The sequence below is a fragment of the Bradyrhizobium sp. USDA 4011 genome (assembly GCF_054063415.1).
This window is the reverse complement of record NZ_JBSSGG010000002.1, coordinates 131,435-155,535: the sequence shown is the minus strand read 5'-3', so window position 1 is coordinate 155,535 and position 24,101 is coordinate 131,435. Positions and strand designations below refer to the sequence as shown.

The 24,101-nt window shown below is 61.4% G+C and carries 23 protein-coding genes; 12 read left to right on the top strand and 11 right to left on the bottom strand.

The genetic code is table 11. The features are described from left to right. Window positions 1-11: 11 nt before the first annotated feature. From ACVW1C_RS41090 to hypE, 7 genes are read left to right on the top strand one after another with little or no spacing between them, the layout of a single operon-like run. On the top strand, window positions 12-254 hold the full coding sequence (locus ACVW1C_RS41090) for a HypC/HybG/HupF family hydrogenase formation chaperone (RefSeq protein WP_028133066.1): 243 nt from the start codon (window positions 12-14) through the stop codon (window positions 252-254). After that, window positions 247-669 (top strand): hydrogenase maturation nickel metallochaperone HypA/HybF, encoded by a 423-nt coding sequence (locus tag ACVW1C_RS41085; protein WP_049819851.1) that lies wholly within the window; start codon window positions 247-249, stop codon window positions 667-669. The genes ACVW1C_RS41090 and ACVW1C_RS41085 overlap by 8 nt, the downstream gene beginning before the upstream one ends. After that, on the top strand, window positions 662-1,453 hold the full coding sequence (gene hypB, locus ACVW1C_RS41080) for a hydrogenase nickel incorporation protein HypB (protein WP_080672084.1): 792 nt from the start codon (window positions 662-664) through the stop codon (window positions 1,451-1,453). Before ACVW1C_RS41085 ends, hypB begins: the two co-directional genes overlap by 8 nt. A gap of 15 nt (window positions 1,454-1,468) precedes the next feature. Next, window positions 1,469-2,602 carry a hydrogenase formation protein HypD gene (gene hypD / locus ACVW1C_RS41075; protein WP_028133067.1) on the top strand — a complete coding sequence of 378 codons (1,134 nt, stop codon included), beginning with the start codon at window positions 1,469-1,471 and terminating at the stop codon, window positions 2,600-2,602. A gap of 6 nt (window positions 2,603-2,608) precedes the next feature. Then, window positions 2,609-3,121, top strand: coding sequence for a HyaD/HybD family hydrogenase maturation endopeptidase (locus ACVW1C_RS41070; RefSeq protein ID WP_049819852.1), 513 nt, complete (start codon window positions 2,609-2,611; stop codon window positions 3,119-3,121). Then, complete coding sequence (gene hypF, locus ACVW1C_RS41065; protein ID WP_049819853.1) at window positions 3,121-5,391, top strand: carbamoyltransferase HypF; 2,271 nt, start codon at window positions 3,121-3,123, stop codon at window positions 5,389-5,391. Before ACVW1C_RS41070 ends, hypF begins: the two co-directional genes overlap by 1 nt. Continuing rightward, window positions 5,388-6,428, top strand: a complete 1,041-nt coding sequence (hypE, locus tag ACVW1C_RS41060) for a hydrogenase expression/formation protein HypE (RefSeq protein ID WP_049819854.1) — start codon at window positions 5,388-5,390, stop codon at window positions 6,426-6,428. The genes hypF and hypE overlap by 4 nt, the downstream gene beginning before the upstream one ends. Here the strand turns inward: hypE and ACVW1C_RS41055 are convergent. After that, entirely contained in the window at window positions 6,347-6,808 is a 462-nt protein-coding gene (locus ACVW1C_RS41055) for a hydrogenase expression/formation C-terminal domain-containing protein (protein WP_080672103.1), read from the bottom strand. The genes hypE and ACVW1C_RS41055 overlap by 82 nt on opposite strands. A 281-nt stretch (window positions 6,809-7,089) precedes the next feature. Between ACVW1C_RS41055 and ACVW1C_RS41050 the strand changes: the two genes are divergently transcribed. Continuing rightward, window positions 7,090-8,484, top strand: coding sequence for a TolC family outer membrane protein (locus tag ACVW1C_RS41050; protein WP_080672085.1), 1,395 nt, complete (start codon window positions 7,090-7,092; stop codon window positions 8,482-8,484). A gap of 137 nt (window positions 8,485-8,621) precedes the next feature. Here the strand turns inward: ACVW1C_RS41050 and ACVW1C_RS41045 are convergent, their stop codons facing one another. The 3 genes from ACVW1C_RS41045 to ACVW1C_RS41035 form a co-directional block, all read right to left on the bottom strand. Then, window positions 8,622-9,146 (bottom strand): hypothetical protein, encoded by a 525-nt coding sequence (locus tag ACVW1C_RS41045; protein WP_155253175.1) that lies wholly within the window; start codon window positions 9,144-9,146, stop codon window positions 8,622-8,624. Between the two features lie 25 nt (window positions 9,147-9,171). After that, on the bottom strand, window positions 9,172-9,834 hold the full coding sequence (locus ACVW1C_RS41040) for an MFS transporter (RefSeq protein ID WP_196235980.1): 663 nt from the start codon (window positions 9,832-9,834) through the stop codon (window positions 9,172-9,174). Window positions 9,835-10,314: 480 nt separating this feature from the next. Next, the gene (locus ACVW1C_RS41035; protein WP_028133071.1) at window positions 10,315-10,839 is read right to left on the bottom strand and encodes an OsmC family protein; all 525 of its coding nucleotides are present in this window, start codon (window positions 10,837-10,839) and stop codon (window positions 10,315-10,317) included. Window positions 10,840-11,168: 329 nt separating this feature from the next. Between ACVW1C_RS41035 and ACVW1C_RS41030 the strand changes: the two genes are divergently transcribed. Then, window positions 11,169-11,762, top strand: a complete 594-nt coding sequence (locus ACVW1C_RS41030) for a DUF2939 domain-containing protein (RefSeq protein WP_028133072.1) — start codon at window positions 11,169-11,171, stop codon at window positions 11,760-11,762. A 98-nt stretch (window positions 11,763-11,860) separates the two neighbouring features. On the opposite strand, the gene ACVW1C_RS41025 is transcribed toward ACVW1C_RS41030, so the two are convergent. The 4 genes from ACVW1C_RS41025 to ACVW1C_RS41010 are packed head-to-tail and all read right to left on the bottom strand — an operon-like array spanning window position 11,861 to window position 15,673. Then, a complete protein-coding gene (locus tag ACVW1C_RS41025; RefSeq protein ID WP_028133073.1) occupies window positions 11,861-12,355 on the bottom strand; it encodes a MarR family winged helix-turn-helix transcriptional regulator in 495 nt (164 codons plus the stop codon). A 45-nt stretch (window positions 12,356-12,400) separates the two neighbouring features. After that, the gene (locus ACVW1C_RS41020; protein ID WP_080672104.1) at window positions 12,401-13,171 is read right to left on the bottom strand and encodes a cytochrome c3 family protein; all 771 of its coding nucleotides are present in this window, start codon (window positions 13,169-13,171) and stop codon (window positions 12,401-12,403) included. Next, complete coding sequence (locus ACVW1C_RS41015; protein WP_028133075.1) at window positions 13,168-13,875, bottom strand: iron reductase; 708 nt, start codon at window positions 13,873-13,875, stop codon at window positions 13,168-13,170. The genes ACVW1C_RS41020 and ACVW1C_RS41015 overlap by 4 nt, the downstream gene beginning before the upstream one ends. A 1-nt stretch (window position 13,876) precedes the next feature. Further along, window positions 13,877-15,673 carry a 2Fe-2S iron-sulfur cluster-binding protein gene (locus ACVW1C_RS41010; protein ID WP_245269301.1) on the bottom strand — a complete coding sequence of 599 codons (1,797 nt, stop codon included), beginning with the start codon at window positions 15,671-15,673 and terminating at the stop codon, window positions 13,877-13,879. Window positions 15,674-16,372: 699 nt separating this feature from the next. Here ACVW1C_RS41010 and ACVW1C_RS41005 point away from each other — a divergent pair. Next, window positions 16,373-18,835 carry a glycoside hydrolase family 15 protein gene (locus tag ACVW1C_RS41005; protein WP_245269302.1) on the top strand — a complete coding sequence of 821 codons (2,463 nt, stop codon included), beginning with the start codon at window positions 16,373-16,375 and terminating at the stop codon, window positions 18,833-18,835. A gap of 88 nt (window positions 18,836-18,923) precedes the next feature. Next, entirely contained in the window at window positions 18,924-20,186 is a 1,263-nt protein-coding gene (locus tag ACVW1C_RS41000; RefSeq protein WP_063831398.1) for a tetratricopeptide repeat protein, read from the top strand. A gap of 344 nt (window positions 20,187-20,530) precedes the next feature. Here ACVW1C_RS41000 and petA read toward each other — a convergent pair whose 3' ends face one another. From petA to ACVW1C_RS40985, 3 genes are all read right to left on the bottom strand, one after another. Then, window positions 20,531-21,058 (bottom strand): ubiquinol-cytochrome c reductase iron-sulfur subunit, encoded by a 528-nt coding sequence (gene petA / locus ACVW1C_RS40995; protein ID WP_028133079.1) that lies wholly within the window; start codon window positions 21,056-21,058, stop codon window positions 20,531-20,533. A gap of 107 nt (window positions 21,059-21,165) precedes the next feature. After that, window positions 21,166-21,399 (bottom strand): Hsp20/alpha crystallin family protein, encoded by a 234-nt coding sequence (locus ACVW1C_RS40990; protein ID WP_080672088.1) that lies wholly within the window; start codon window positions 21,397-21,399, stop codon window positions 21,166-21,168. A 183-nt stretch (window positions 21,400-21,582) separates the two neighbouring features. After that, window positions 21,583-22,347 (bottom strand): Spy/CpxP family protein refolding chaperone, encoded by a 765-nt coding sequence (locus tag ACVW1C_RS40985; RefSeq protein WP_245269303.1) that lies wholly within the window; start codon window positions 22,345-22,347, stop codon window positions 21,583-21,585. A gap of 122 nt (window positions 22,348-22,469) precedes the next feature. Between ACVW1C_RS40985 and glgA the strand changes: the two genes are divergently transcribed. Further along, a complete protein-coding gene (glgA, locus tag ACVW1C_RS40980) occupies window positions 22,470-24,071 on the top strand; it encodes a glycogen synthase GlgA (RefSeq protein ID WP_245269304.1) in 1,602 nt (533 codons plus the stop codon). Window positions 24,072-24,101: the final 30 nt, after the last annotated feature.

Sequence of the window (24,101 nt, the reverse complement as noted above, 5' to 3'; positions counted from 1 at the left end):
GGAGAACTATCATGTGCCTCGCCATCCCCATGCGGGTGGATAGAATCGAAGGATTCCTCGCGCAATGCTCCGTCAAAGGCGTCTCTCGCGAGGTGAACCTGTTCCTGCTACAGGACCAGGACGTCTCGGTCGGTGACCACGTCCTGGTTCACCTGGGCTATGCGATCCAGCTCATCGACGAGCGGGAGGCCAAGTCCACCTGGGAAGTCTTCGACGCCATGCTGGCCGCAGGGGACAACCACTCGCATGCATGAGCTTTCGGTGTGCTGGGCTCTGATTTCCGAAGTCGAGCGCCTCGCGCAGGAGGCGGGCGAGGACAGCATTGCGCATATCGCAATCCGCGTCGGTGAGCTGTCGGGTACGGACCCAGGCCTGCTTGTTCGCGCATTCGAGGTCGCGCGTTCGGGCACGAAAGCGGAACATGCGTATCTGACGATCGAGCGCTGCGATCCACGTGTCAAATGCACGGAGTGCGGCCTGGAAAACGTGACACGCCCCAATCGCTTGCTTTGCGCGTGCTGCGGTTCATTTCGAGTAAATGTCATCGGCGGCGACGAACTGTCGATCGCGGCAGTCGAATTTACCGGAACCGGCATCCCCCGCACCTCGGATCCACCAGCAGCCGGCGGATCGGCGAACCTGAACACGGAGGAGGCGCCGCATGTGTAGCCATTGCGGCTGCGCCGCCAACAACAAGCACCGGCTTCATCTTCCACATAGGGGTTCGGAAGATAGCACAATTGCGTCGGTAGACGGGCTTGCCCACGAGGAAGGCGTGATCCGCAATATTCTCGCCGCCAACGATCGGATCGCCAGCCACAACCGGCAGCATTTCGATGAGAGCGGTGTGCTTGCGATCAATTTGATGTCCTCCCCCGGATCCGGCAAAACCTCGCTTCTCGAAGCAACAATTGATGCTCTCGGCCCCGAACTCGGTTTCGCCGTCATCGAGGGCGACCTTGAAACCGAGAACGATGCTGCCCGGATCCGAGCAAAGGGGGTCCCCGCCCTCCAGATTACGACCGGCGGCGCCTGTCATCTCGATGCGACCATGGTGCATCACGGGCTCCATGAGCTCGATCTGAACGGCGTCGACGTTTTGTTCATTGAGAATGTGGGCAATCTGGTATGCCCCGCTTCATTCGATCTTGGAGCGCACTGCAATGTTACGCTCTTGTCGGCCACGGAAGGTGACGACAAGCCGGCCAAATATCCGATCATCTTCCGCAAGAGCGATCTCGTGATGCTCACGAAATCGGATCTTTTGCCGTACCTGGACAACTTTCAGGTGGATCGAGCAGCAGCAACGCTCAAGGCATCAGGTTACGACGGTCCGCTTCTGAGAACGTCGGTGGCCAAGTCGGTTGACGTGGGCGAATGGCTGGCATGGCTCCGCCAGCGTCTGGCCGATCATCGCGCCGGCCTATTCCTCAATCGCAACCACCCCGGTTGAAGCAGGAGAGGCTTGATGAGCTCGCCTGCTCGCATTTGGCTGGACCGGATCAAGGATCTCCCGCTCGATCGGCCGATTCGGATCCTCAACGTGTGCGGTGGTCATGAGCGGACGATTGCGACCTCAGGCATCAGAAGCCTGCTTCCGCCTGCGGTGCAGCTGATTCCGGGACCCGGATGCCCGGTTTGCGTCTGCCCGGAAGAGGATGTCTTCCATGCTATCCAACTGTCGCTGACAAAGTCCGTCATCCTGGCTGCGTTCGGCGATATGCTTCGCGTCCCCGTCAATGGACCGAAGGCCCAGCCGCGCTCCCTTGAACAGGCAATCGCGCTCGGCGCGGACGTTCGCCCCGTCGCGAGTCCGAGCGAAGCTGCCGCTATTGCCAGGGAGAATCCGCGCAAAACGGTGGTTTTCTTCGTCGCCGGCTTTGAAACCACTCTTGCTCCCGTCGCGGCGCTGATCGCGATGGGCCTTCCGCCGAATCTTAAGCTGCTGATTTCCGGGCGGCTGACATGGCCAGCGGTCGCCATGCTCCTTCAGTCCGAACAACCGGGATTTGACGCTTTGATCGCGCCGGGGCACGTCGCAACCGTCATGGGCCCCGAGGAATGGGAGTTCGTGGTTCGCGGTCACCACATGCCCGCCGCGATCGCGGGCTTCACGGCTGACGCCTTGCTGGCGGCCACCTATTCGACGCTTCGGCAGCGGCTCGAAGGCCGGTACTTTCTCGATAACTGCTATCCCAAGAGTGTCAGGCCCGGTGGTAATGCCGTCGCACGCCGGTATCTTACCGAAACACTGGAGGTGACGGACGCCGCCTGGCGCGGCATCGGCGTCATCCCCCGATCCGGCTTCCGCCTCCGGCCCGAATATGCCGACCACGATGCAAGGATAGATTTTCCGTTGGACGAAGCAACAGAACGCCCTCGTCGTGGCGAAATGCCCCCAGGTTGCGACTGCGCGCGGGTCATTCTCGGCAAAGTCCTGCCAACCGATTGCCGATTGTACGGTTCTGCCTGTACGCCCGAATCGCCGATAGGTCCTTGCATGGTGTCGGACGAAGGGGCCTGCCATGTGTGGTGGACTGCCGGCTACCGCAGCGGCTGCCATGCCTTTGCGGGCGGCAGCGTGGCCCGCGCAGCAAGGTGAGCGCCGATGTCCTCCGCACCGCATGCCGCTGGTCTAGCAGTCACTGTCGTGGGCATCGGCAACGTGCTCCTCGGTGATGAAGGGGTAGGCGTTCACGTGATCCGGTACCTGCGTGACTGTCCGGAACCAAGCGCAAAGCTGGCGATCGTCGACGGCGGTACCCTGAGTTTCAATCTGCTGCCGGTCATCGAAACCGCCGGAAGTCTCATCGTCATCGATGCTGCGATGATCGGAGATGAGGCTGGAGCGGTTCGCGGCCTGGTTGGTGACGAGCTCGACGCGTTCCTCGGCACCTCGAAGCATACCGCGCACGAGATCGGGCTGAAGGAACTGTTCGACATGGCTCGGATGGAGGACCTTCTGCCGCATCGTCGCGCGCTGATCGGTATTCATCCTCAATGCATCGATTGGGGCGAAGGCCTGAGCGACCGAGTCGCAACGGCGGTGCCGTTGGCCGCCGGATTGGTGCTGCGCCTGGCTCGCAAATGGGTCCGCGCCGATCGGCTCGCGGCGCTCTGATGAACAGGAATGAGACCATCGAATCGCGCGGTGAGACAAGGCTGTTCGAAATCGTGGGTCGTGTCCAGGGTGTTGGATTTCGACCGTTCGTGAAGCGTCTCGCGGACGCTCACCAGATCGTGGGCTGGGTGAAGAACGAGGCGAGCCATGTGTCCGTGCTTGCCAGTGGCGAGCCTGACGCGCTCGACCGCTTTGCGGCCGGCCTGATCGCCCAAACGCCACCGCTGGCGCGGCCGATGATTAGGTCGGTTAGCCCGCGCCCACGAGCCGATTGTTGCGAATTTTCGATCCTCGCAAGCAAATCTGGTTCGACTCGCGATGCGGAGCTACCGCCCGATTTGTTCCTCTGCGACGACTGTCTCGCCGAGATAGATGATCCATCAGAGCGCAGGTACCGCTATCCTTTCACCAATTGCACCCAATGCGGCCCGCGATACACCATTATCACCGCCCTGCCCTACGATCGCACCAACACCTCGATGGCGGGCTTCGAACTGTGCCGAAACTGCCGGCACGAGTTTGAGAACCAGCAGGACCGCCGGTTTCACGCGCAGCCTTTGGCGTGTCCCGAATGCGGTCCGAAATTGGTCTTCAGGACGGCGAATGGCGAGGAGATATCCGGCAGCGAACAAGCACTCGCCGCCTCTGTCGAGGCCTTGCGCTACGGCCTGACAGTGGCCGTTCGCGGTATCGGTGGGTACCACCTGATGTGCGATGCGACGAATGAGACTGCGGTGCTCAGGCTTCGCAACAGGAAGGGACGCCCTGACAAGCCGCTTGCCGTGATGGTGCCGGGCGGCAACGACCGGCATCGATTTGCCAGAACGATCGCTGATCTCGATGAAATCGAAGAAGCGGCCCTCTGCGACCCCGTTCGGCCCATCGTCCTGGTGCGGCGGCGCGCGGGCGCGCCGGTCGCGGCTGCCGTTGCGCCCGGACTTGGCCAGGTCGGGTTGATGTTGCCCTATAGCCCGTTGCACCACCTGATCCTGAGCGAATTTGATGGTGTGCTGGTCGCGACGAGCGGCAACATCAGCGGCGAACCTGTGATCACCGATCCGGACGAGGCCGAGGAGCGGCTCGCCCGCTGCTGCGACGCCTTCCTGCACCACGATCGTCCCATCCAGCGCCCTGCCGACGATCCGGTCTGGCGGGTGATGGGCGGGCGGACCAGATCGATCAGGCTCGGCCGCGGTTCGGCACCCATCATCCTGCACAACGCCTATGCGGCGGCTGACGCCGTGCTCGCCTGCGGAGGTCAACTCAAGGCGACGGTGGCGCTCGGGCTAGGCGACCGGGTCGTCGTGTCGCCACACATTGGGGACATGGGATCCTTGCGCTCACAAACAACGCTGAAGCAGGTAGCTAGCGATCTTCAAAGACTCTATGCGACGGATGCAACATGTATCCTCCACGATGCTCATCCGGATTTCACGACGACGCGATGGGCTCTGCGGCAAGAAGTGCCCGCAATCGGGATCCAGCACCATGTAGCGCACGCATCTGCGCTGGCCGGGGAGCATGGTTGCAAGGAGAAGATGCTGGCGTTCACCTGGGACGGTCTGGGGCTTGGGACCGATGGCACCTTGTGGGGCGGCGAGACCTTGTACGGGTCGCCCGGACAATGGCAGAGGGTCGGCAGCCTGCGTCCGTTTCGGCTCATCGGCGGCGACCGCGTTGCAGTCGAGCCGTGGCGCAGCGCGTACACGCTGTCGTTGGAAGCCGATCATAGGTGGGACTGCGTCCACACCCATGCAGCCGCCTACCGCCGTGCCTGGGCTGCCGGGGCCGGCATGATGTCCAGCTCGGTCGGTCGATTGTTCGATGCCGCCGCAGCAATGGTGGGCCTCATCGAGCACTGCAGTTACGATGGCCAGGCGCCGGCGCTGGCTGAGAGCATGTCAGGTGAAGTCATCACCGAGCCCGCTCTGCCGGTCCGCCCCCAGGGCGAGATCCGGCGGATCGACTGGACTCCCCTGGTTCCAATGCTCGTGGATTCGTCCTTGTCCGTTGGCGAGCGGCTCGGACGCTTCCACGGTTCATTGTCAGCAACCCTGGTTCGCGAGGCCCTGCATCATGGCGCGGCCAATCGCACCAGTATCATCGGACTGACGGGCGGCGTGTTCCAGAACAAGCTGCTCACCGAGCATGCGGCGGCCGCTCTGATCAGCCACGGCTTCCAGGTTCTCTTGCATGAACGCATACCGATGAATGACGGTGGACTGAGTTATGGTCAGGTCGTTGAATTTTCTGCGCGGAAAGCCCCATGAAACCTGGTGACGCCAAGCACTCCTCGCGCGACCTGAGCCGCATTTCGCTGGCGCACGGCAATGGCGGCAGAAGGATGCGTGAGCTGATTGAACAGGTCTTCCGCCGACATCTCCACAACGACCTGTTCGATACAAGTGCCGATGCAGCGATCTTACCGATGCTGCCAGCCGGCAGTTTTCCGGCCCTGACCTCGGACGGCTTTACGGTGGATCCGCTGGAGTTTCCAGGTGGCGACATCGGAAGTCTGGCGATCAACGGCACCGTCAATGACCTCGCAGTGTCGGGAGCAGAGCCGCTCTACATCGCGCTGAACTGCTTCATCGAGGAGGGCTTCGAACGGGAGCGCCTCGAGCGCCTTGTCGCATCCATGGCCGCCGCGGCGCGGGCCTCATCGGTCAAGGTGGTGACGGGCGACACCAAAGTCCTCCGCAATGGCGAGGGTGGCGGGCTTTATCTGGCGACAACCGGGCTTGGATTTCGCAGCCCTGACATCGCCCTTGGCCTCGATCAGATCCTCCCTGGCGATCGCATCATCGCCAGTGGCTCGATCGGCGATCATGGAACGGCCGTCCTGCTTGCCCGCAAGCAATTTGGTCTCACGGGAACGCTACAGTCGGACTGCGCCAGCGTTCTGCCGCTTGCTAGAAGCGCCCTAATGCAGCAGGGCATCCGATTCATGCGCGACCCGACCCGGGGCGGACTGGCAAGCGTCGCCCACGAGATCGTTCGATCAACAGCAAAAACCGTGCGCCTGTTCGAGCGTAAGATTCCGCTGCGCGATGAAGTGCAGGCCGTCTGCGATATGCTCGGCTATAATCCGCTCTATCTAGCCTGTGAGGGCAGGATCGTGGCTGTCGCCGATTCCCCGTCAGCCGAACGGCTGGTGCAGGCTTGGCGCGGCCTGCCGGGTGGAGAAGACGCAGCGGAAATCGGCGTCGTGGGCGAAGATGGGCCTTACGTCGTGTTGGAAACGGAGCTCGGCGGCGAACGGTTGGTCGAGGAGCTCGATTCCGACCCGCTACCACGAATCTGCTGAGCTTCGCGGATCTTGAGCCGAAGGTCTTTCATGGCCTGTTCGATCTCGTCGGTCTCGCACTTCAGTAGTTCAGGGACATAGGCAATTTCGATAAATTCGCCGACAAGATCACCGCCGGTGTTGTATTGCTGCCCCCACCATACGCCGGCCACGGCCGTTTCCGAAAAGATGCATGATCCCACGCCCCTAAAACTTGCCTCGACCTGCCCGTTGCCAAGAAAGTCGCGTAGCGCGGCGGTACCGCCTACAGGCAACGGAAGCCGGCGCAGATCGATGCGAAAGCTCGTCCCCGATTCGACGATCTCCGCCAACTTTGCGCTCACTTCCGAGAGCAGCGCCGCGATGATTGGATCAGAAACGAAATTGCCGTTGCCAGTCATTATCAACGTCCTCAGGGACTTGCCCCACCCGCATGGATCGGCAGCGTCCGGCTTGGGCCGCCAGCGGTGACGCATGACGTGCCCGTAGCCATTCACCGAAGGCAATGCGCGCGACCCGACAACGCCGAAAACTTCCCACGGCGCGCCCAACGCTAAGGGCGCGAGCTTTGCACATCTCCCGTCCAGACGCTATTGTCGCATTTGGGGGCTGGTTAATCTCGCATGACGACGCCGGAGGGCGGGGAGCAGACCTGGCTCGGTATCGCGATCCGGGGACTTCAATGAGCATTGCGCGTACGTCAATTCGGTTGCTGGCCATGGCGGTCGTCGCGGTTTGGTCTTGGCGCAGCGGTGCGGCGCAGACGCTCGACGGGGCACTGGCTCAAGCCTACCGCAACAACGAGACGCTCAATGCGGAACGCGCCAATCTGCGGGCGACGGACGAAGAGGTGCCCCAGGCGCTCTCCGGTTATCGCCCGCGCATCGAAGCGACCGCGGAGGCCGGTCCTCGTTACCTCAACGAGAAGGGAGCCGATGGCGCGCAGCAAAGCTCGACCACCACCCCTCGCGGCGTCGGGGTGACGGCAAGCCAGTCCATCTTCAACGGATTCCAGACGGCAAACCGGGTGCGTGCGGCCGAGAACCAGGTGCTTGCCGGCCGGGAGGCGCTCCGCGTCATGGAGCAGACCGTGCTGGTGGATGCAGCGACCGCCTATATGGATGTACTGCGCGATGCCGCGATCCTTGAACTGCAGAAGCGTAATCTCGACCTACTGGGAGAGCAACTGAACCTAGTCCGTAACCGGCAAGCGAGCGGTGACCTGACCACTGCCGATGTGGCGCAAGTGGAAGCTCGCCTTGCCGCGGCGCGGACAGCGGTGCTCGCGGCTCAGGCGACGTACAACTCGTCGCGCGCCACATTCGCTCGCGTAATCGGCAGCGAACCCGGCAAATTGACGCCCGGCCAACCGGTGGATCGCTTTGCTCCTGCGACGCTCGAGGCCGCCATCGCACTTGCGCGCACCCAGCACCCGGCCCTTCTTGCCGCCATGTACGGCGTCGATATCGCGCTTCTGCAGACCAAAATTGCCGAAGGGGCGCTGTACCCGATGGTGACGCTGGAAGGTAGCGTGAAACGCCGCTGGGACATCATGCCCGACCAGAATCTGATGTTTCCGGCGACGGGCACCGATGCGTCGATCATCAGCCGGGTGGTCATTCCTCTCTATCAGGGGGGCAGCGAGTACGCCAAGATCCGCCAATCGAAGGAAATGACCGGTCAGAAACGACTGTCGCTTGAAGCGGTGCGCAAGCTCGCACGGGCCACCGTCGTGCAGGCGTGGAGCGCGGTTGCTGCAACGAGGGCGCAGGTCGATTCGGCGCAAGCTCAGGTGAAGGCGGCCGAGTTCGCACTCGAATCCGTCCGGCGCGAGTTCGGCGCCGGCCAGCGCAGCACGCTCGAGCTGCTCACGGTTCAGCAGGAGCTGCTGAATGCGCGGATCGCCCTGGTCATGACTCAGCGGGAGCGGGTGACGTCCTCCTACGCGCTGCTCGCGGCCGTTGGCCGGCTCGCTCCTGGCGTTCTCGGATTGCCGACAGAATCCTATGATCCGTCGGTGCACTATCATCAGGTCAGGGATTCCTGGTTCGGGGTGCGCACACCCGATGGCCGCTGATGCCGCTTCCGACTGCACATCGCTACGGACTCATGGGAGAAGTTATTTGTTCCGGGAGCCAACTCGGCGCGCTCGGGCGATTCCGGCTCGGCGGAGCTCCCGATTTCTGCGGAAAACCAGCTGATCCCGTTGTTGGGCTATGCCAACCGCTTTGCCAACCACGCGGCGATGATCATCCCGGCGAGCGCCAGCGCGCTCGCGATAGCGAACATGACGTTGGACAACCCATATGCCAGCAACAGGCCGGCGGCGCCCGACCCCAGGGCCTGACCAAGGCTGGTGACCGCAATCCATCGGCCCAAATCCTCGCCCTGATGCTCGCCCGCAATCAGGGAGGTCCAGTAGGTGATAATCGGGGCAGCCACACCCGCCGCCATCGCAATCGCGCCGACGCCAAGCGCAAGTGCTGGCGCAGTTGTCGCGGCCGAGGCGAGAGCAAGAGCGATCCCAAGCATGCCCAGCGCGGGCGCGATCAACCAGCGCGTCGCCTTCGGCGGCACAACCGGCGAGAACACGAGTATTTGGGCGAGCAGCATCACAGCGCTGCACTCGGCGAGCATCAATCCGATGGTCAACCCGGAGGCGCTTGAGCCAAGATTGCCGCGCAAGGCCAGGTGAACGTCAAGAGCAGCAACAGCGCCCGCAACGATCGCGGCCAGCACAAGCAAGCTCTTGGAGGTTCGTTGGTCATCGGCTCCGCGGAGGGTATGCATTGGCATGTGAACTGGAGGGTCTCTTCGAGACGGGAACTGTGCGCGCGATCACGCAAGCGCTAACCAGCGCAAGCACGATTGGCCAAAACAGCGGGGCTCCGGCCTCAAGTTGAGCTTGCTTCGAACTCAGGATGGACAAGGTGCCGCCGAGCAGCGGACCAACCATAAAGCCGATCATGGTTGCCGCTCCAATCCAGGCGAACCGCCGCGCACGCCACCCATCGTCGGGCGACCAGTCACCAACGGTCGCGAGCGCCACGGGTGTGATTGCCGCTGCCGAAACCCCGGCCAGCGCTCGCGCCGTGTAAAGAAGCAACAAGTCGCCTGCAAGTTCGAACAGCATCAGGCTGGTGGAAAATCCTGCAAGACCCAGGATGAGCACCGGTCGACGGCCCCAGCCGTCCGAGATCCTCCCAAGGAAGGGAGCGGAAACGAAAATGGCAGCCGTGTAGGCCGCCGTCATGAGACCTGTATGCCGCGATATCGTCGCGGGATCATCGAAGCCGGACACGGCCGCAATCCGCGACGGCAGGTTTGGCAGAATGATGCTGAACGCCAGGGCGGTCGCAAAGGCGGCGAGTACCAATGCCCCCCTGGTTGTGAGCGGCAAGCCGCGGTTGGAAACACTATCTGACATCTTGCGGTCTCGTTCAACTGGAGACCTTAAACAGCTGCACAATCGATAAACAAGCCTGCGCGTGCTGGTTGGATGCAGTGACGCCTCACCGACTATAGAAGTGATCATCCCTTGAGCATCCATGATCATCTAGCGGGCATTGGTCTGTTGACGCAATTCGCTCAAAGATGACGCGCTTTCTGGTACGACGCGCAAACGCGCCCCGTCGTCTCCGTGCGATGCTCGCCGCTTCAGCTGACAAATTCGGAGGGGGCGCGGAATTCTCGCGAACTTGGCGGTGACCACAGGGGTAAGCCAACCGGAAGCTCAAGTGCTGCTGTGCAGTGGACGTACCCTCAACGAAGATGCTCAGGGCTAGAAAACTCTTGATCCGCCTCCGCCAAAAGAGCCGGCTCACGGGACCATTATCCTTCCGACCTGATCAGCCATTTAGATCGTTCGAACGCGGCTTTCCGGGGGATGACACGAACGGCAGGCGGCTCACTCACCCGCGCTCCGCAATGGGTCCACACGAAGTGAAAGCTGAATCGGGGTCGGATTCTGTAAGATGTCCAGCACGGGGCAATGACGGTCAACGATTTCTTTGAGGCGCGCCAACTCGCCTTCGGGAGCCGGACTGTCCAAAATTACCTCGGCTTCAATGACTTGATAACCCGGCCGAACGTCCGCTTCGACGTCGAACAAGCCGCGCAAGTCAATCCTGCCGGAAAGCCGAACCGAAACGCCATTGAGGGGAATGCCAAGCGCGTCGGCATAGAGGCGGTAGGTGATTTCCTGACAAGAGCCCAGGGCAGCCAAAATGTACTCCACTGGGTTCGGTCCTGTGTCCTGCCCGCCGAGGCCCGCTGGCTCGTCGACCTGGACGCTGAACTGGCGAATCGCGACGGCGCTGTCAACGCCATCTCCGAGACGGGATTGCGCTCGGAAGGTCGCTAACGCTTGGGCAGGGTCAGCGCTCAGCGCAGCCTGCGCGCTCGAGAACACCTCCTTGAACTTGAATGCCATTTATTCCTCGACGGGTTGTGACGGTCGCGAAAAGCGATGGTTGTACAGATCAAACGGCCTATCAATCGGTCCGCACAGAAAACGACGGGCGTCATCTGAACCAAGAGCTCACGGCTATTTCGTCCTATTGATGCGATGGAGGAAAGACAAATTCCGCTGTCCGGGCAACGAAGACCAAGAACTCGAATTCTCCACCACTCCCGCGCGATCAATCAGGATGGCGATCGCATTCTTCCAGGCTTGAGGCAGATCAACACACGTCACGGCTTGCACGGCAATCTCACGGACCCTGCTAGGGACCGGTGGCGAAGCCGCGACGGGAGATCGACATGGCATACCTGGAGACCGAGGTGATAGCGGCGCACCGCCACATTCGCCGCCGCACGGTGGCATATGTGCTTCTCGGCACTTTGCTCGCCAGTTATTTATCCTATCCCTATGTGACCCTGTATCGGCTTGATCGGGCCTTGGAAGCCAGCGATACCCGCGTGGTTGCAGAACTGATCGACTGGCCGAGCATTCGGACGCAGCTGAAGACGGACGTTACGACGTCGCTCGCAACGCAGGCCTATGGCGCAAGCGGGCCGGAAGCGATTGGCGCGGCTTTTGCGCTGGCGTTAAGTCCATATGTGTTCGACCCCGTAGCCGAGCGCGTTATCTCGCCGTCCGGACTCATCGCCTGGTATTCGGACGCACGAAGATCGGGCCGATCGAGCACGTTATGGGAGGCAACGAGCTACGCGTTCTTCCGGACCCCGACGCGCTTCCTAGTCACACTGAGGATGAACGAGCCGCAATATCCGAATATCGAATTCGAGATGAGATTGAAGGGTTTGAGGTGGCAGGTCGATCACCTGGTCTGGCCGCGCGCGCGCGGTATCGCCGTTCCCGGGTCCGGCGCATCCGGACCGACGACAGAATGATCAATCGCAGCCACTCATGAGCGCGCTTGCACTTGCAGCAGCCCCGCGAAGCTTGCGGATGAAGGCGTTCACAATTGATGACGGCGGAGACGAGGGGCTCATAACTCGAGCGCCACTCTTAACCGGGCCTTCTCGAGCCGCCGACTTACCGCTGCCAGGCGGGTGATGAATTGATTGAGCTCCTCACCTTCAAAGCCCGCGAAAACGATATCGGCGGCGGCTTGCTGCTGCTCGCTATCGCGGCTTAGCTGCTTGAGCGCCTTGCGTGACAATGAAAGCCGAACGACCCGCCGGTCCAACGGGCAAGGCTTGCGCCCCACCAGCCCGGCCTTTTCAAGCAGCTTGGATTGGGTTGTGACAAAGGATCCATTAACATGCAACATCCTCGCAACGGCATTGACCTGAACGCCGTCGCCGGTGTCCAGATCGGAAATGGCCATTAGGATCATCCATTGCGGCCCGCTGATGCCGAGCGCTCGGGCCAAAATCTGCCGAAGCTCCTCCAGATGGGCATTGATCGCCGTGATTGCCCAGGTCAGGCGATTGGCCGTCTCACTCTCGCGCTTCCAGTCTGTGCTCTTGGTCGCGGACATCGTTCTTTCCGTCACAGCGTAACGCATTCCGGCGGCAGCACGGCGTCAGTGCATGCCGCCGCCGGCTGCTTCTTTGCGATCCTTGAACGAGTTCGTTTTATGACATTGGTGGCATTGATTGATCTGCGTGCTTCCGTGCCCACCCATCGAACCAGCCGAAAAATGTTCGGTAAAATGGCTCGGCGGGGCCTGATGGCATTGCGCACAGATCTTTGACGCGGGAGAGGGATGCAGAAACCAAGTGATCCGCCATGTCTCGGTGTCATGGCAGCTTGCGCAATTGCGTCCCAGGAGCTCCTGATGTGGGTCCTGATTACTGTGGCAGCTCGCACAATCCAGCGCACTCCTCTCCACCCCAGGTGAGACGGAAATTCCGAGAAAATCCGCCATATCCTTGACCATCTGCCGGGTTACTCCCGGATGGCCTGCCGCTCCGATGGCGAGGTGTGAGCCAATTCGCGCGAGCGCCGCGTGATCCATTCGGGTCGGCCGGCCTGCCGCTTGATGTTCGCTATGGCAGCCGCGGCAATCCTCGACCGTGGCGTGGAAGGCAGTCGGCTGCTTGGCCAGATCCGCGGCGGCGTTGGCGTGGCATTTGATGCAGGTCTGAGCTTCAACACCGCGCGCAGGTGTATGACACGCTTCGCACTTGCCGCTCAAGAACGCATGCTCCTTGGAGAGGGGACCAGGCTGGAAGGTTTCTTGCCATCCCGGAATAGAGGCCGATCCGGTGCGATAGAGCATCGCGATGGCGGTTCCGCTGGCAAGCAGCCCGGCGACGACCAGCAGAAGGTAAAAGGCATTGAGCGGCTTCACGACAGCCACCGCAGCCCGTAGTAAATTTCTCCTGCGATGTGCAGGGCGAGCAAAGTGTACATGAGGATTGCGGCCACGACATGCGCCACGATCCAGCGCATCGACACCTTCTTCAGGATCTCGCGCGAGCCGATGGCATATTCGAGATCGGCGATGCCTTCAACGACCTGCAGCATCGAAACGTTCTGCAGGGCTGGCGCGCTGATATTAGCGGCAGCGGCGTCCTCGAGGGCCTGGCGCTCGGCAAGGGCTTCCGCTGCCTGATTGTAGGTCGCGCGAAGTGTCCCCAGGTGCGACTCCGCCTCCTTCAGCTCAAGAGACGTCTGCGGCAGGTAATATCGGCCGATGAACCCCGTCGCCACCACGATCAACATCGTGACGAGAAGCGCGATTCCGAGTTGGCTCTGGTATTTGTGGCCGGTGTGAAGAATGGCCAGAAACGCGCCGAAGACACCGGCATAGACGTGAAACGCCAGCAGCGCGCGCAGCGACACGACGCGAGTCACCCATCGCTTGAGCCAAGCCGTATATTTGACGAGCGGATAGATCAGAAGCAAGACCATCAAGGTGGCAGCGGCCACCCCGAGCACAAAGCCTGTCAGGCTTCCGGCAAAGCGCGGCGCGGTGTGAAACAGGAATGCTGGCACCAGGAAGAGGATGACAGAGAGCACGGCCTCGGTGATCTGCCGTTCGGTCTGATTCATCTCAGGCCTCGACAACCAGATTGCCGACGGATTTGGCTTGGCAGGCGAGGATGATGTTCTGGGTCTTGTCCTCGGGTGTCAGGGCGTCCTCGACCTCCATCGTCACCTGACCTTCGAGGAGTTTCGTCTTGCAGGTACCGCAAACCCCGACGCGGCAGGCGTAGTCGATCGACACTCCATTGGACTCGGCGACCTCAAGCACGGTCTTGTCGGGCGGCAGGGCTGCGATTTTGTTGGCCTTGGCAAACCGAATGGTTGCCGTCGCCGGCCCTAGAGCAGGTGCGGCAGGCGGCGCACCCGCCGCCGCGGGAGCAGCCGGCTCGGCTGAGAGCACCTGTGTCACCCCCGGTGGCGGCACGGCGCCGCGCGCTGGTCCGAACGCCTCGGTCTTCACCTGGTCAGACGGCACCCCGACTGTCGCAAGGATCTTCTTCATGGCCTCCATCATGCCGGGCGGGCCGCAGAGGTGGACGCGCCGCTTTTGGATATCTGGAACCGATTGGCTCAGGAGCTCCTTGGTCACGTGACCCTGCGGTCCCATCCAGGAGGTGCCCTCTGCGCGCGCCATGGTGGCGATCACGTGCAGGTTCGGCATGCGGCGTTGCAGATATTCAAGCTCGTCGCGAAAGATGAAGTGCTCGGTGGTCTGGACGCCGTAGACGAGAAAAATGTCGCCCCGCCAGGCGGTATCAAACAGATAGCGTATGGCAGCCATCAAAGGGGTGATTCCCACCCCGCCACCGATCAGGACGACGCTGTCGGCCTCCTTGCCTCTGAAGGTGAACGCGCCAAAGGGCGCAGTGACTTCGATCAGATCGCCTTGTTTGACCTTGTCATGCATGTAATCGGAGAAGATGCCTGGCTCCTCCCGCTTGATGGTCGTCTCCACATAGGCGGTCTGTGCGGCCGACGAGGCGATGGTGTAGGAGCGCCGCACGAGCTTGCCATCAATTTCAGCGGTATAGGTGAGAAACTGCCCCGGCAGGAAGGTAAAGGGAATGGGACCGCCGTCGGGGCTCTTGAGTCGAAAGGTTTTGACGTCGTTCGTTTCGCGAAAGATGCCGGCGACCTGTAGTTTGCCTTTCCAGGGCGAGGATGCGGCGGCAGGACTTGCCGCCGCAACTGCCGAGCTTGGCGGGGCAGCTTCACCCGCCCGGGTCGATGGAGGCGTACCCGGAGATGCGGCAGGAGGTGGTGTGGTGGGCGGCGGCGCACTTGGCGGCCCCGGAGTAGCTACTCTGCCAGATGCAGTGGCGAGAGCGGGAGCGCTCGTCAATCTTTGCACCAACAGGTTGGCACGGCGCAGACGCAGAACATACACGAGGATCATGGCCACGGTGAATGTCGCCAGCACCGCCATTGTGACGACATGAAACCACGACAATCCAAGCCCCGCATCGTTCGAAGCCGTCAGGGCAGGAAGATTCAGTTGTGTCCTGAACCAGTCCAGCGCGATCTGCTGTGGGGGCTTTCCTTCTGAAAGCGCCCGAAGCGTGGTAGCCGCGCTCTTCGCCTGGTTAAGCGCATCCCGAAGCCGCGATGTAGCCTCCTCCGCGCCCTTGGAATCAGCCCTCGCATTCGCCTGGCGAAGCGCCGCTTCAGCGCTGGCGATCTCTTCTGTGGCGGTATTGAGCGCCGCGCGCGTTTGCGACTCGATGCGCTGGCGCTGCTCGGCTGAGAGGCTCGGCATCTCCATCAGCGACGGATAAAACTCCTTGCGCGGACGGCCCCCCATCATTTCGCCCATCCCGCCCATGCCGCCGCCGTGGCCTGCGCCGCCCGGGGATGCGCCTCCCATTTCTCCCATCCCTGCGCTCGGCGGGCCCATTGGCGGCCTCGACGGGACAGGCGGAAATCCCATGCTGCCCGGCGCCGCTGGATTCGCTGGCGCAGATGCATTCGGATGATGGGATTCGTGCCCCCCTTCCGTCTGCGCATCGGCGTGGAAGACAGAAAGGCTCACGAACGTGGCTGCTGCAATCCGGGCCAACCATGAACGGCGACGTTGAGATGCGAACGGCACGAAAGAGACTCCCGAACTTCTATTATGAGAGAGCATCATCTGGCAGAGAACACAACCCGGTTGCTTTTCCCGGAGTCTCCAGACACGTCCCATCGCCAGAGAGGGCACACAGCGCGACATCATAGTCCCGGGACTCAGCGATTTCCCTTTGGAAGATGGCGGGATTTGAAGTCACCCCGCGCACCCTATCCTCCTGCACAAGCCGCCGGCTGCGTCCAGGATGTTGCGGGCCACGAATCGCCCCCTTTCCTGCAGAGGTTTCAGGAATTGGCAAAGCCCCGGCTCCTACACCTGCAATGCGTCATGGTCATAATGAACCGGATTGGGTCGCCGTGATTGACCTGCATCATACTTGACAAGCCGGATGTTCGACAAACTGTTATAAGTTCATCCGATCATCGAGCTCATGCAATGCAACATTGTGAACGGAACCTTTGCCCTCCTTTGCCAGAGTGTCAATCCAAGCATCAAGCCGTGATAACTGCTCGAGATCACCTGGACGCGCTTGCGAAGGAAGCGGCGATTTCAACAGCTCCGCGGCGCCGGACCAACCACTGGGAACCGGCCCCGTATTTCGATGCGCCGGGCGCGCCGGGGATACTTCCGACCTGGACGAGCAGCTCAAAAGACGTGGTCGGCTGCTCGCTCGGGCCCGCCCGGCTTTGGTTCACGGCAGGTTACGGCATCATCAACGAAGTCTATTGGCCGAGGATCGACATTCCGCAGATTCGGGACCTCGGCTTCATCGTAGCCGACGACCGGGGATTTTGGATCGAGGTCAAGCGGATCGGTCAATATCAGCTGCGATCGGTCGCACCAGGCGTTCCCGCCTATGAAATCACCCATTCCCATTCGCGGTTCAGCTTGCGGCTTCGAATCACGCCCGACCCGCTGCGCGATGTGCTTTTGATCGAATGTCGCCTTGAGAGTGACGATCCGGCGTTGCGAATCTATGTGCTGGTTGCCCCCCATCTCGGCGCCACCGGCTACAGCAATCGCGCTGTCATCGCCGAGCATCGCGGACGGCGTTTTCTGTCGGCGGAACGGGCGCCGTTTGCGATGGCCCTTGCCGCCGTCGACGAGCACCAGCAGGACGCCGTCACGAGGGCGAGCGCGGGTTATGTCGGCGCCAGCGACGGCTGGCAAGACTTCGCCGGCAACGGCAGGATGGCATGGGAGTACCCGGCTGCCGGTCCCGGCAACGTCGCGCTGTTGGCGGAGCTGCAGCCATTCAGCGTGCTCGCTTTGGCCTTCGCAAGCAGCCAAGGTGCGGCCGCGACACTGGCCGTGTCATCACTGATGCAGCCGTTCGATAGCGTTTTGGACGCGCAAATCGCCGATTGGAGCGCCTGGCACCGCAGCTGCGCTGAATGTTGCGCCCGACCGGCGGGCGCTCCGGCTCATTTGCAGGATCAGTTTGTTACATCCGTGATGGTTTTGCGCACACACCTCGATAAGACCTATCCGGGCGCGATGGTGGCAAGCCTGAGCGTGCCCTGGGGCGACACGGGTAACGAGCGGAGCGGTTATCATTTGGTTTGGCCTCGCGACCTCGTCGAGTGCGCCACGGCGCTGCTTGCCTTCGGAGGGGAGGCGGAAGCGCGCAACACCCTACGCTACCTGATCGCAACACAAAATGTGGAAGGACACTGGCAGCAAAACCAATGGTTGGGTGGCGAACCCTATTGGCGCGGGGTCCAACTCGACGAAGCGGCCTATCCGGTTCTTTTGGCCGCTCTGCTCGCCGACCGGGATGCCTTAGGGGGAACAGAGCCCCACGACATGATCCGTCGCGCGCTCGGCTATATCGCCCGGGTTGGCCCCTCGACCGATCAGGACCGTTGGGAAGAAAATAGCGGACTGAACGCGTTCACCCTTGCCACCTGCATCGCGGCGCTTGTCGCAGGCGGCTCGCTGCTCGAGCCTATGGCGCGCCACTGGGCCACGGCGCTCGCAGACTTCTGGAACGCCCATCTGGAAGACTGGCTCACCGCGTGCGGCACCGATCTGGCAAAACAGTTCGCCATTGCCGGCTATTATGTTCGCACGTCGCCGCCATCAGTACTTTCCGAAGGCCAGACCGCGCTCGATGAGCACGTGCCCATTCGCAACCGAAGCGATGGGATGCGAATGCGGGCGAGCGAACAAGTCAGCACGGATTTCTTGCGCCTGGTCCGCTATGGCCTCAGGGACGCATCTGATCCACTGATCCTGGATACGATCAAGGTGATGGACCGGCTCCTAAAAGTCGAAACCCCCTCCGGTTCGTTCTGGCACCGCTATAATGGCGATGGCTACGGCGAGCACGATGATGGCCGGCCGTATGATGGGGCCGGCAGGGGCCGGCCCTGGCCGCTTCTCGCAGGGGAGCGGGGCCATTATGCCTTAAGCGCCGACGAAGATCCCTTGCCGATGCTTGAGACGATGGCCGCATCAGCCAGCCCCGGCGGTATGATCCCTGAACAGGTCTGGGATGCGTCACCAATCCAGGAGCGGCGATTGCATCCCGGCCGCCCCACCGGATCGGCCATGCCGCTCGCATGGGCGCATGCCGAATTTGTCAAGCTTGCCGTCTCCCGCAACCACGGCCGGCCATTCGACCGACCGGAGGCCGTCTGGAATCGCTACGGGGGAAGGAAGAAGACATCCGCTTACGCCTTCTGGTGGCCCCACGCGCAAATCCGGTCGATCATCGCTGGCTGCCGTCTGGTCATTGCGCTGCCTCGGGCGGGTATGGTGCACTGGGGCGTCAATGGCTGGCGTGAGGTCTCGGACCTCGAAGCACTCGATAGCAGTCTCGGCTTCTGGGTGGCGGAACTCGACACTGGCCGGATGAACAAGGGTGAAAGTATCGATTTCACCATCCGTTGGCAGGAGGGTGGTTGGGAACGGATCGACCATCGCATCGAGGTGGTATCTGCTCGCGAGAATATGTGAGGGCGTTCAGCCATGCCAAACTCCCGATAGCGGGTGGGATAGCCATGGTAGAAGAATTCCTTCCCATCTCCTTCGGCTGGAGATCATCATGTATCGCTGTATTCGAACACTTTCTGTTGTTTGCGCCGCGCTTGCCTTCGCAATGACAGCAGCTGCTTCTGCGCCCGACACTTCGGAGGTCGCGCGAGCCGCCTTTGAGGCCAAAGATCGCGGTCAGTTCCTGATGGCGATCGGCCTGTTCAATCAGGCCATGAAGGACGAGCAACTTTCGAAAAAGCAACGCGGCCTGCTGCTGTTCGGCCGTGGCGCCGCCTATCAGCAACTCGGGATGACAGAGGCCGCCCTCACCGATCTGGACGGGGTGGTCGCGCTGCTACCTGATTTTCCTGGCGGCTACGTCTATCGCGCCGTGATCTGGGCCGCGGAGCGGCGATACGGAGAGGCCTTCACGGATTTGCAGCTAGCCCATCAGCTTGCCCCGAACGATGCGAGCGTGCTTCTGAATCTCGGCAACCTCTACGCTCAAACGGGCAGGCTCGAGCTCGCAATTGAGAACTACGGCCAAGCGATCGCGCTGCGTCCGGATTTCGACAAGGCCTACTTTGATCGGGCGGGCGCTTACACGGTTAAGCACGATTTCGCACGCGCAATGGCGGATTTTGACAAGGCGATCGAGCTTCGTCCCTCGTTCGCGGATGCTTTCGCCAGTCGCGGGGCGCTGTATCTGGCGAATGGGAATTTCGAAAGAGCTCTTTCCGACCTCAACGCCGCCCTCGAGCTCGCGCCGCGCAACGCGCGATATCATGACGCCCGTGCCAATGCCTATCTGGTTGAGGCCCGCTACAGCGACGCGCTTGCCGAGTTCGAGGAGGCCTTGCAGATCGATCCCGGCAATCCCGCGCTGTATTTTGGACGTGGCCGCGCCCGCCTGTTTCTGGAAAATACCGCGGACGCAATCAACGATCTCCAGGTGGCGGTGCGGCTGCGGCCGACCGATGGCAACGCTGCGATCTGGCTGCACATCGCACGGCTTCATGCAAAATCCATTGACGACGATGAGTTCGCCACCAACGCCGCAAGAGTGAAACGTGACGTGTGGCCTGGCGCGGTGCTCGACCTGTATCTGGGAGCACTGATGCCGACGGACATGCTCGCAAAGGCCCAAGAAGGTGCTGAGCATGACTCCGAGCGGCGGCTTTGCGAGGCTCAGTTTTATGTCGCCGACTATGGTATCCACCGAGGCGCTACAAACGAGGCCTTGGACATCATGAAGGGTGTTGTTTCGCGCTGCCGCTCTTTTGCCCTTGTCTACGGCTCCGCACGGGCGGAGATCCGCTTGGCGCAGCACTGAAGCGTTGGTCGTTATCTGCAACAAGCACGGTGCACACCAGGGATTCCGTGAAGAGTAGCGTACCACGGGTATCGGCGCCGTCGCACGAACTCTTGCGACATCGTTTCTGGTCGGGATCCGCAGTATCATTCTGCTGGGCAACTAACGCGATGAAATCGCGAGTGCCAACGAGTTGACGCGGGTGCGCAGATCGATGTCCTCCACGCATGCATCTTAGCGCGGCACCGAAACCGTGATCCGCATTGAGCCGACGTGAATCAAGTTCGGCGACTTCGCCGAGCACGCCATTTGCGGGCTGTCGCGCGGCTTGCCCTGCTTGGCCGGCCAGGAACCATTGGATTGCGTTAGCCGATGCGGATCCGCGCCTCGGAGAGGAACTCGTAGGGCGGCAAATACAGATTGGCAGGCGCGGGACCGCGTCGTACGCGGCCAGAGGTGTCGTAGACGGAGCCGTGGCACGGGCAGAACCAGCCGTCATATTGGCCTTGGTGGCCGAGCGGAATGCAACCAAGATGCGTGCAAATGCCGACCACAACAAGCCATTGTTCGTGGCCGCTTTTCACGCGATCGGCATCACTTTGCGGATCGGGCAGTGTTCGCGGATCGATGGCGCGCGCCTCCTCGATCTCCTTAGCGGTGCGGTGCCGCACGAATATTGGCTTGCCGCGCCAGAAGACTTTGATGATCTGGCCTTCGGCAATGGGCGCGAGATCGATTTCAATGGGAACAGCCGCCGCAATCGTTGACGCATCGGGGTTCATTTGGCTGATCAGAGGCCACATAGCGGCCGCCGCGCCTACAGCTGCAGCCGCCCCGGTCGCAACATAAAGGAAGTCGCGGCGTGTTGGCTCGGCCAGACTGTCAGTGGTCATGTTTTGACTCTCGTGTCGTTCGAGGCGCCAGTGTCTGGCCCGATGGCCTCGTTCTGCGTATCTGTCCTCGATCGGGATCTCTTTGTGTGTTGTCACATTCTCGGACGTCACGTCACTAGCTCAACGGTCAGCACGCCGTTCGCGAACTGCGCCTCGACCTTGTCGAGGTCGATGCCGACTGGCATGTCAATGAACCGTTCGAACGAGCTATATCCGCGTGGGGAGAGTCGCGCGACGATACATCGAACGCCTCCTCCAACTCGAAGGGAACTTCTCGCGGCAATTGGTGTGTCAACGTTCCGCCGGTTGTGCCGGTTTGTCTCTGACCAACGGTACGCCATCACGCGGCTCCTGCCACTTGTTGCCGGCTAGGCGAGTATGGCAATGCTTCTGCAGGAAGCTGAGGTTACGGCGCTTCAGTGTTCCGAGGAGAGACCAGATAAACATCCTCCTGAAAGACCACATCTAAACAGCGGCTCAGCCTCCTTGGATTTCATTGAACGCCTACCATTGCTGTCGATCGTCTATTTACCCATATTCATCGACTTCGGCGCCGATGCAGGTGCGGCCGCTGAGCCTGGCATCGGCGCCATTCCCAGCACCATCTTGCGCTGATCGTCGGTCAGGACTTTGGCGGCATCGCCCACGTTGCGAATGAAGTTCAGTCTTTGATCCGCCCTCAACTTTTCGATCTCGCGGATTTTGGCCTCGACCGACGTGGCATCTGGCTGGTCTGCTGCCGTTTGCAACCAGAGGGCCTGCTCTGCTTCGTCGATCTTCCGCTGCTGATTTGACTGGTCGACGAGGGCGCGCTGCTTGATTTCGTTGAGGCTGGTCCTCTGCTGGGTAGAAAGGCCGAGCTTGTCGGCATATTCGAGGTAAAATCCCGTCGCACCCACGTGATAAATATGAGATGAGCCGGGAAATCCCGGTAGGCTGGTTTGCATTAACATGCCCGATGCACTGGACGACCCAGATCCGGGCGCCTGTCCCATCGATCCCATGCAGCAACCGCCGCCCATGCCGCTGGACGAAGCGCCGGACATTCCCCCCATACCCCCTGACGGGCTTCCCGACATTCCGCCCATGCCGGACATCGAATTGTTGGATTGGCCTCCCATCGAGCCCATTTCCTTGTCGTCCATCATCGCCATGCGAACGGACGGTGATGCCGCGAGCACAGAGGTTACGACTAGCTGCGATGACAGCACGCCCATGAGGGCGACTGCGGCGACCCGGTACGACATTGTCGGGACAGATAGCAGGTTGTTTCGACGGCTAAGGCTCATGTCTGGTCCTCCTGATACTCACGTCATGTTGCTGTCTCTTGGTGAAAGACGTTTGATCTAAAACAAAGTCTGCGGTCAAATGCGTGACAACCTCCAAATAGGTGACGGCACTTCAACGACAAATGGCCGCCGAGGCTTGTAATGATTTCGCTGTTCGAGCGTCTATCGAATGGTTGGTCCTTGGCATCAAAGGGGGAAGCGGAATGGGAGACCGGCGGAAGGCGCATGATTCGGCTCGGCATAAGCGGCCGATCAAACCCGGAAGTGGGGCTGCGCTCGGCGCCGACCAGGTTCCACGCAGTTGCCCGAAAATTCTGTTCGTCACCTCCGAATTTGCCGACTACGTAAAAGTGGGCGGCCTTGGCGAAGTATCCGCCGCGCTGCCCCGCACGCTCCGAAATAAGTGCGATGTGCGCGTCTTGCTCCCAGGGTATAGCGATGTCGTGAGCCAACTTCGGGCAGTCGAAATCGTCGGTCATTTGCCTTCCCGCGGCGGCGTCCCGGCCTGCGATCTTGCGCGCAGCACCACGGACGACCATCTTGCCGTCTATGTGCTGCTCTGTCCGCAGCTTTTCGAGCGCGACGGCGGTCCCTATGGAGACGCAACGGGCATTGACTGGACGGACAATGATCTTCGTTTTGCCAGGCTCGGTCTTGCCGCTGCACAGATCGCGTCCGGCACAGGTGATCCAAATTGGATACCGGACCTGCTGCATCTCAATGACTGGACCTCGGCGCTGGCGCCCGCCTACCTGGCCTGGAGCGGCCGATCGATACCGAGCGTGCTGACCATCCACAATCTTGCGCATCGCGGCTTGTTTGCGCGGCATCGCTTAGATCGGCTCGGCATTCCCCACGCAGCATTCGACATCAATGGGGTCGAGTTCTGTGGTGACATTTCCTTCCTCAAAGCGGGGATTTTTTACGCATCGCACATTACGACCGTGAGTTCCACCTATGCGCGGGAAATCGTGACACCCGAGCATGGCTGCGGCTTGCACGGGCTGCTCAGAGGAAAGCTCGATCAGGGGCGCTTGACCGGTATCATCAACGGCATCGACGAAAGCTGGGACCCTCTGACGGATCCGCACCTGGCGCGACCGTTCAGTCCGGATGACTGGAAGGGAAAGGCCGCCAACGCGCAAGCGCTAAGGAGAACGTTCGGCTTGGCGGTGTCGCGGGGCCCGCTGTTTGCGATCGTCTCGCGATTGGTCCATCAGAAAGGCCTGGACATTGCAATCGAAGCCATTGAAACGATCGTGCGACAGGGCGGTCAGATTGTCGTCACCGGCAGAGGCGAAAGCGAACTCGAACAGTCACTTTGCCAGATGGCCAAGCAACATCCCGGCAAGGTCGGCATCAAGATCGGATACGAGGAAACGACCGCGCGTCAGATGCTGGCGGGAAGCGATTTTCTGCTGATGCCCTCGCGCTTTGAACCATGCGGATTGACCCAGATGTACGCGCAACGTTTCGGCTCATTGCCTGTTGCACATCGAACCGGCGGGCTTGCCGATACCATTCAAGACGGTGTCACCGGTCTGTTGTTCCGTGAGTTCTCGCTCGGCGGCCTCCTCGGAGCGATCTACCGCTCTCTCGACGTTTATCATTCACCTTCGCGTCTGCGCACGATGCGCAGGGCCGCGATGGCGCGCCCCACCGGCTGGAATGATGCCGCAGCGGATTATGCAAGCATCTATGATTCAACCCTGACCGCGGCGTGAAGTCGGTACGCGGGCCAAACCATAAGAGTG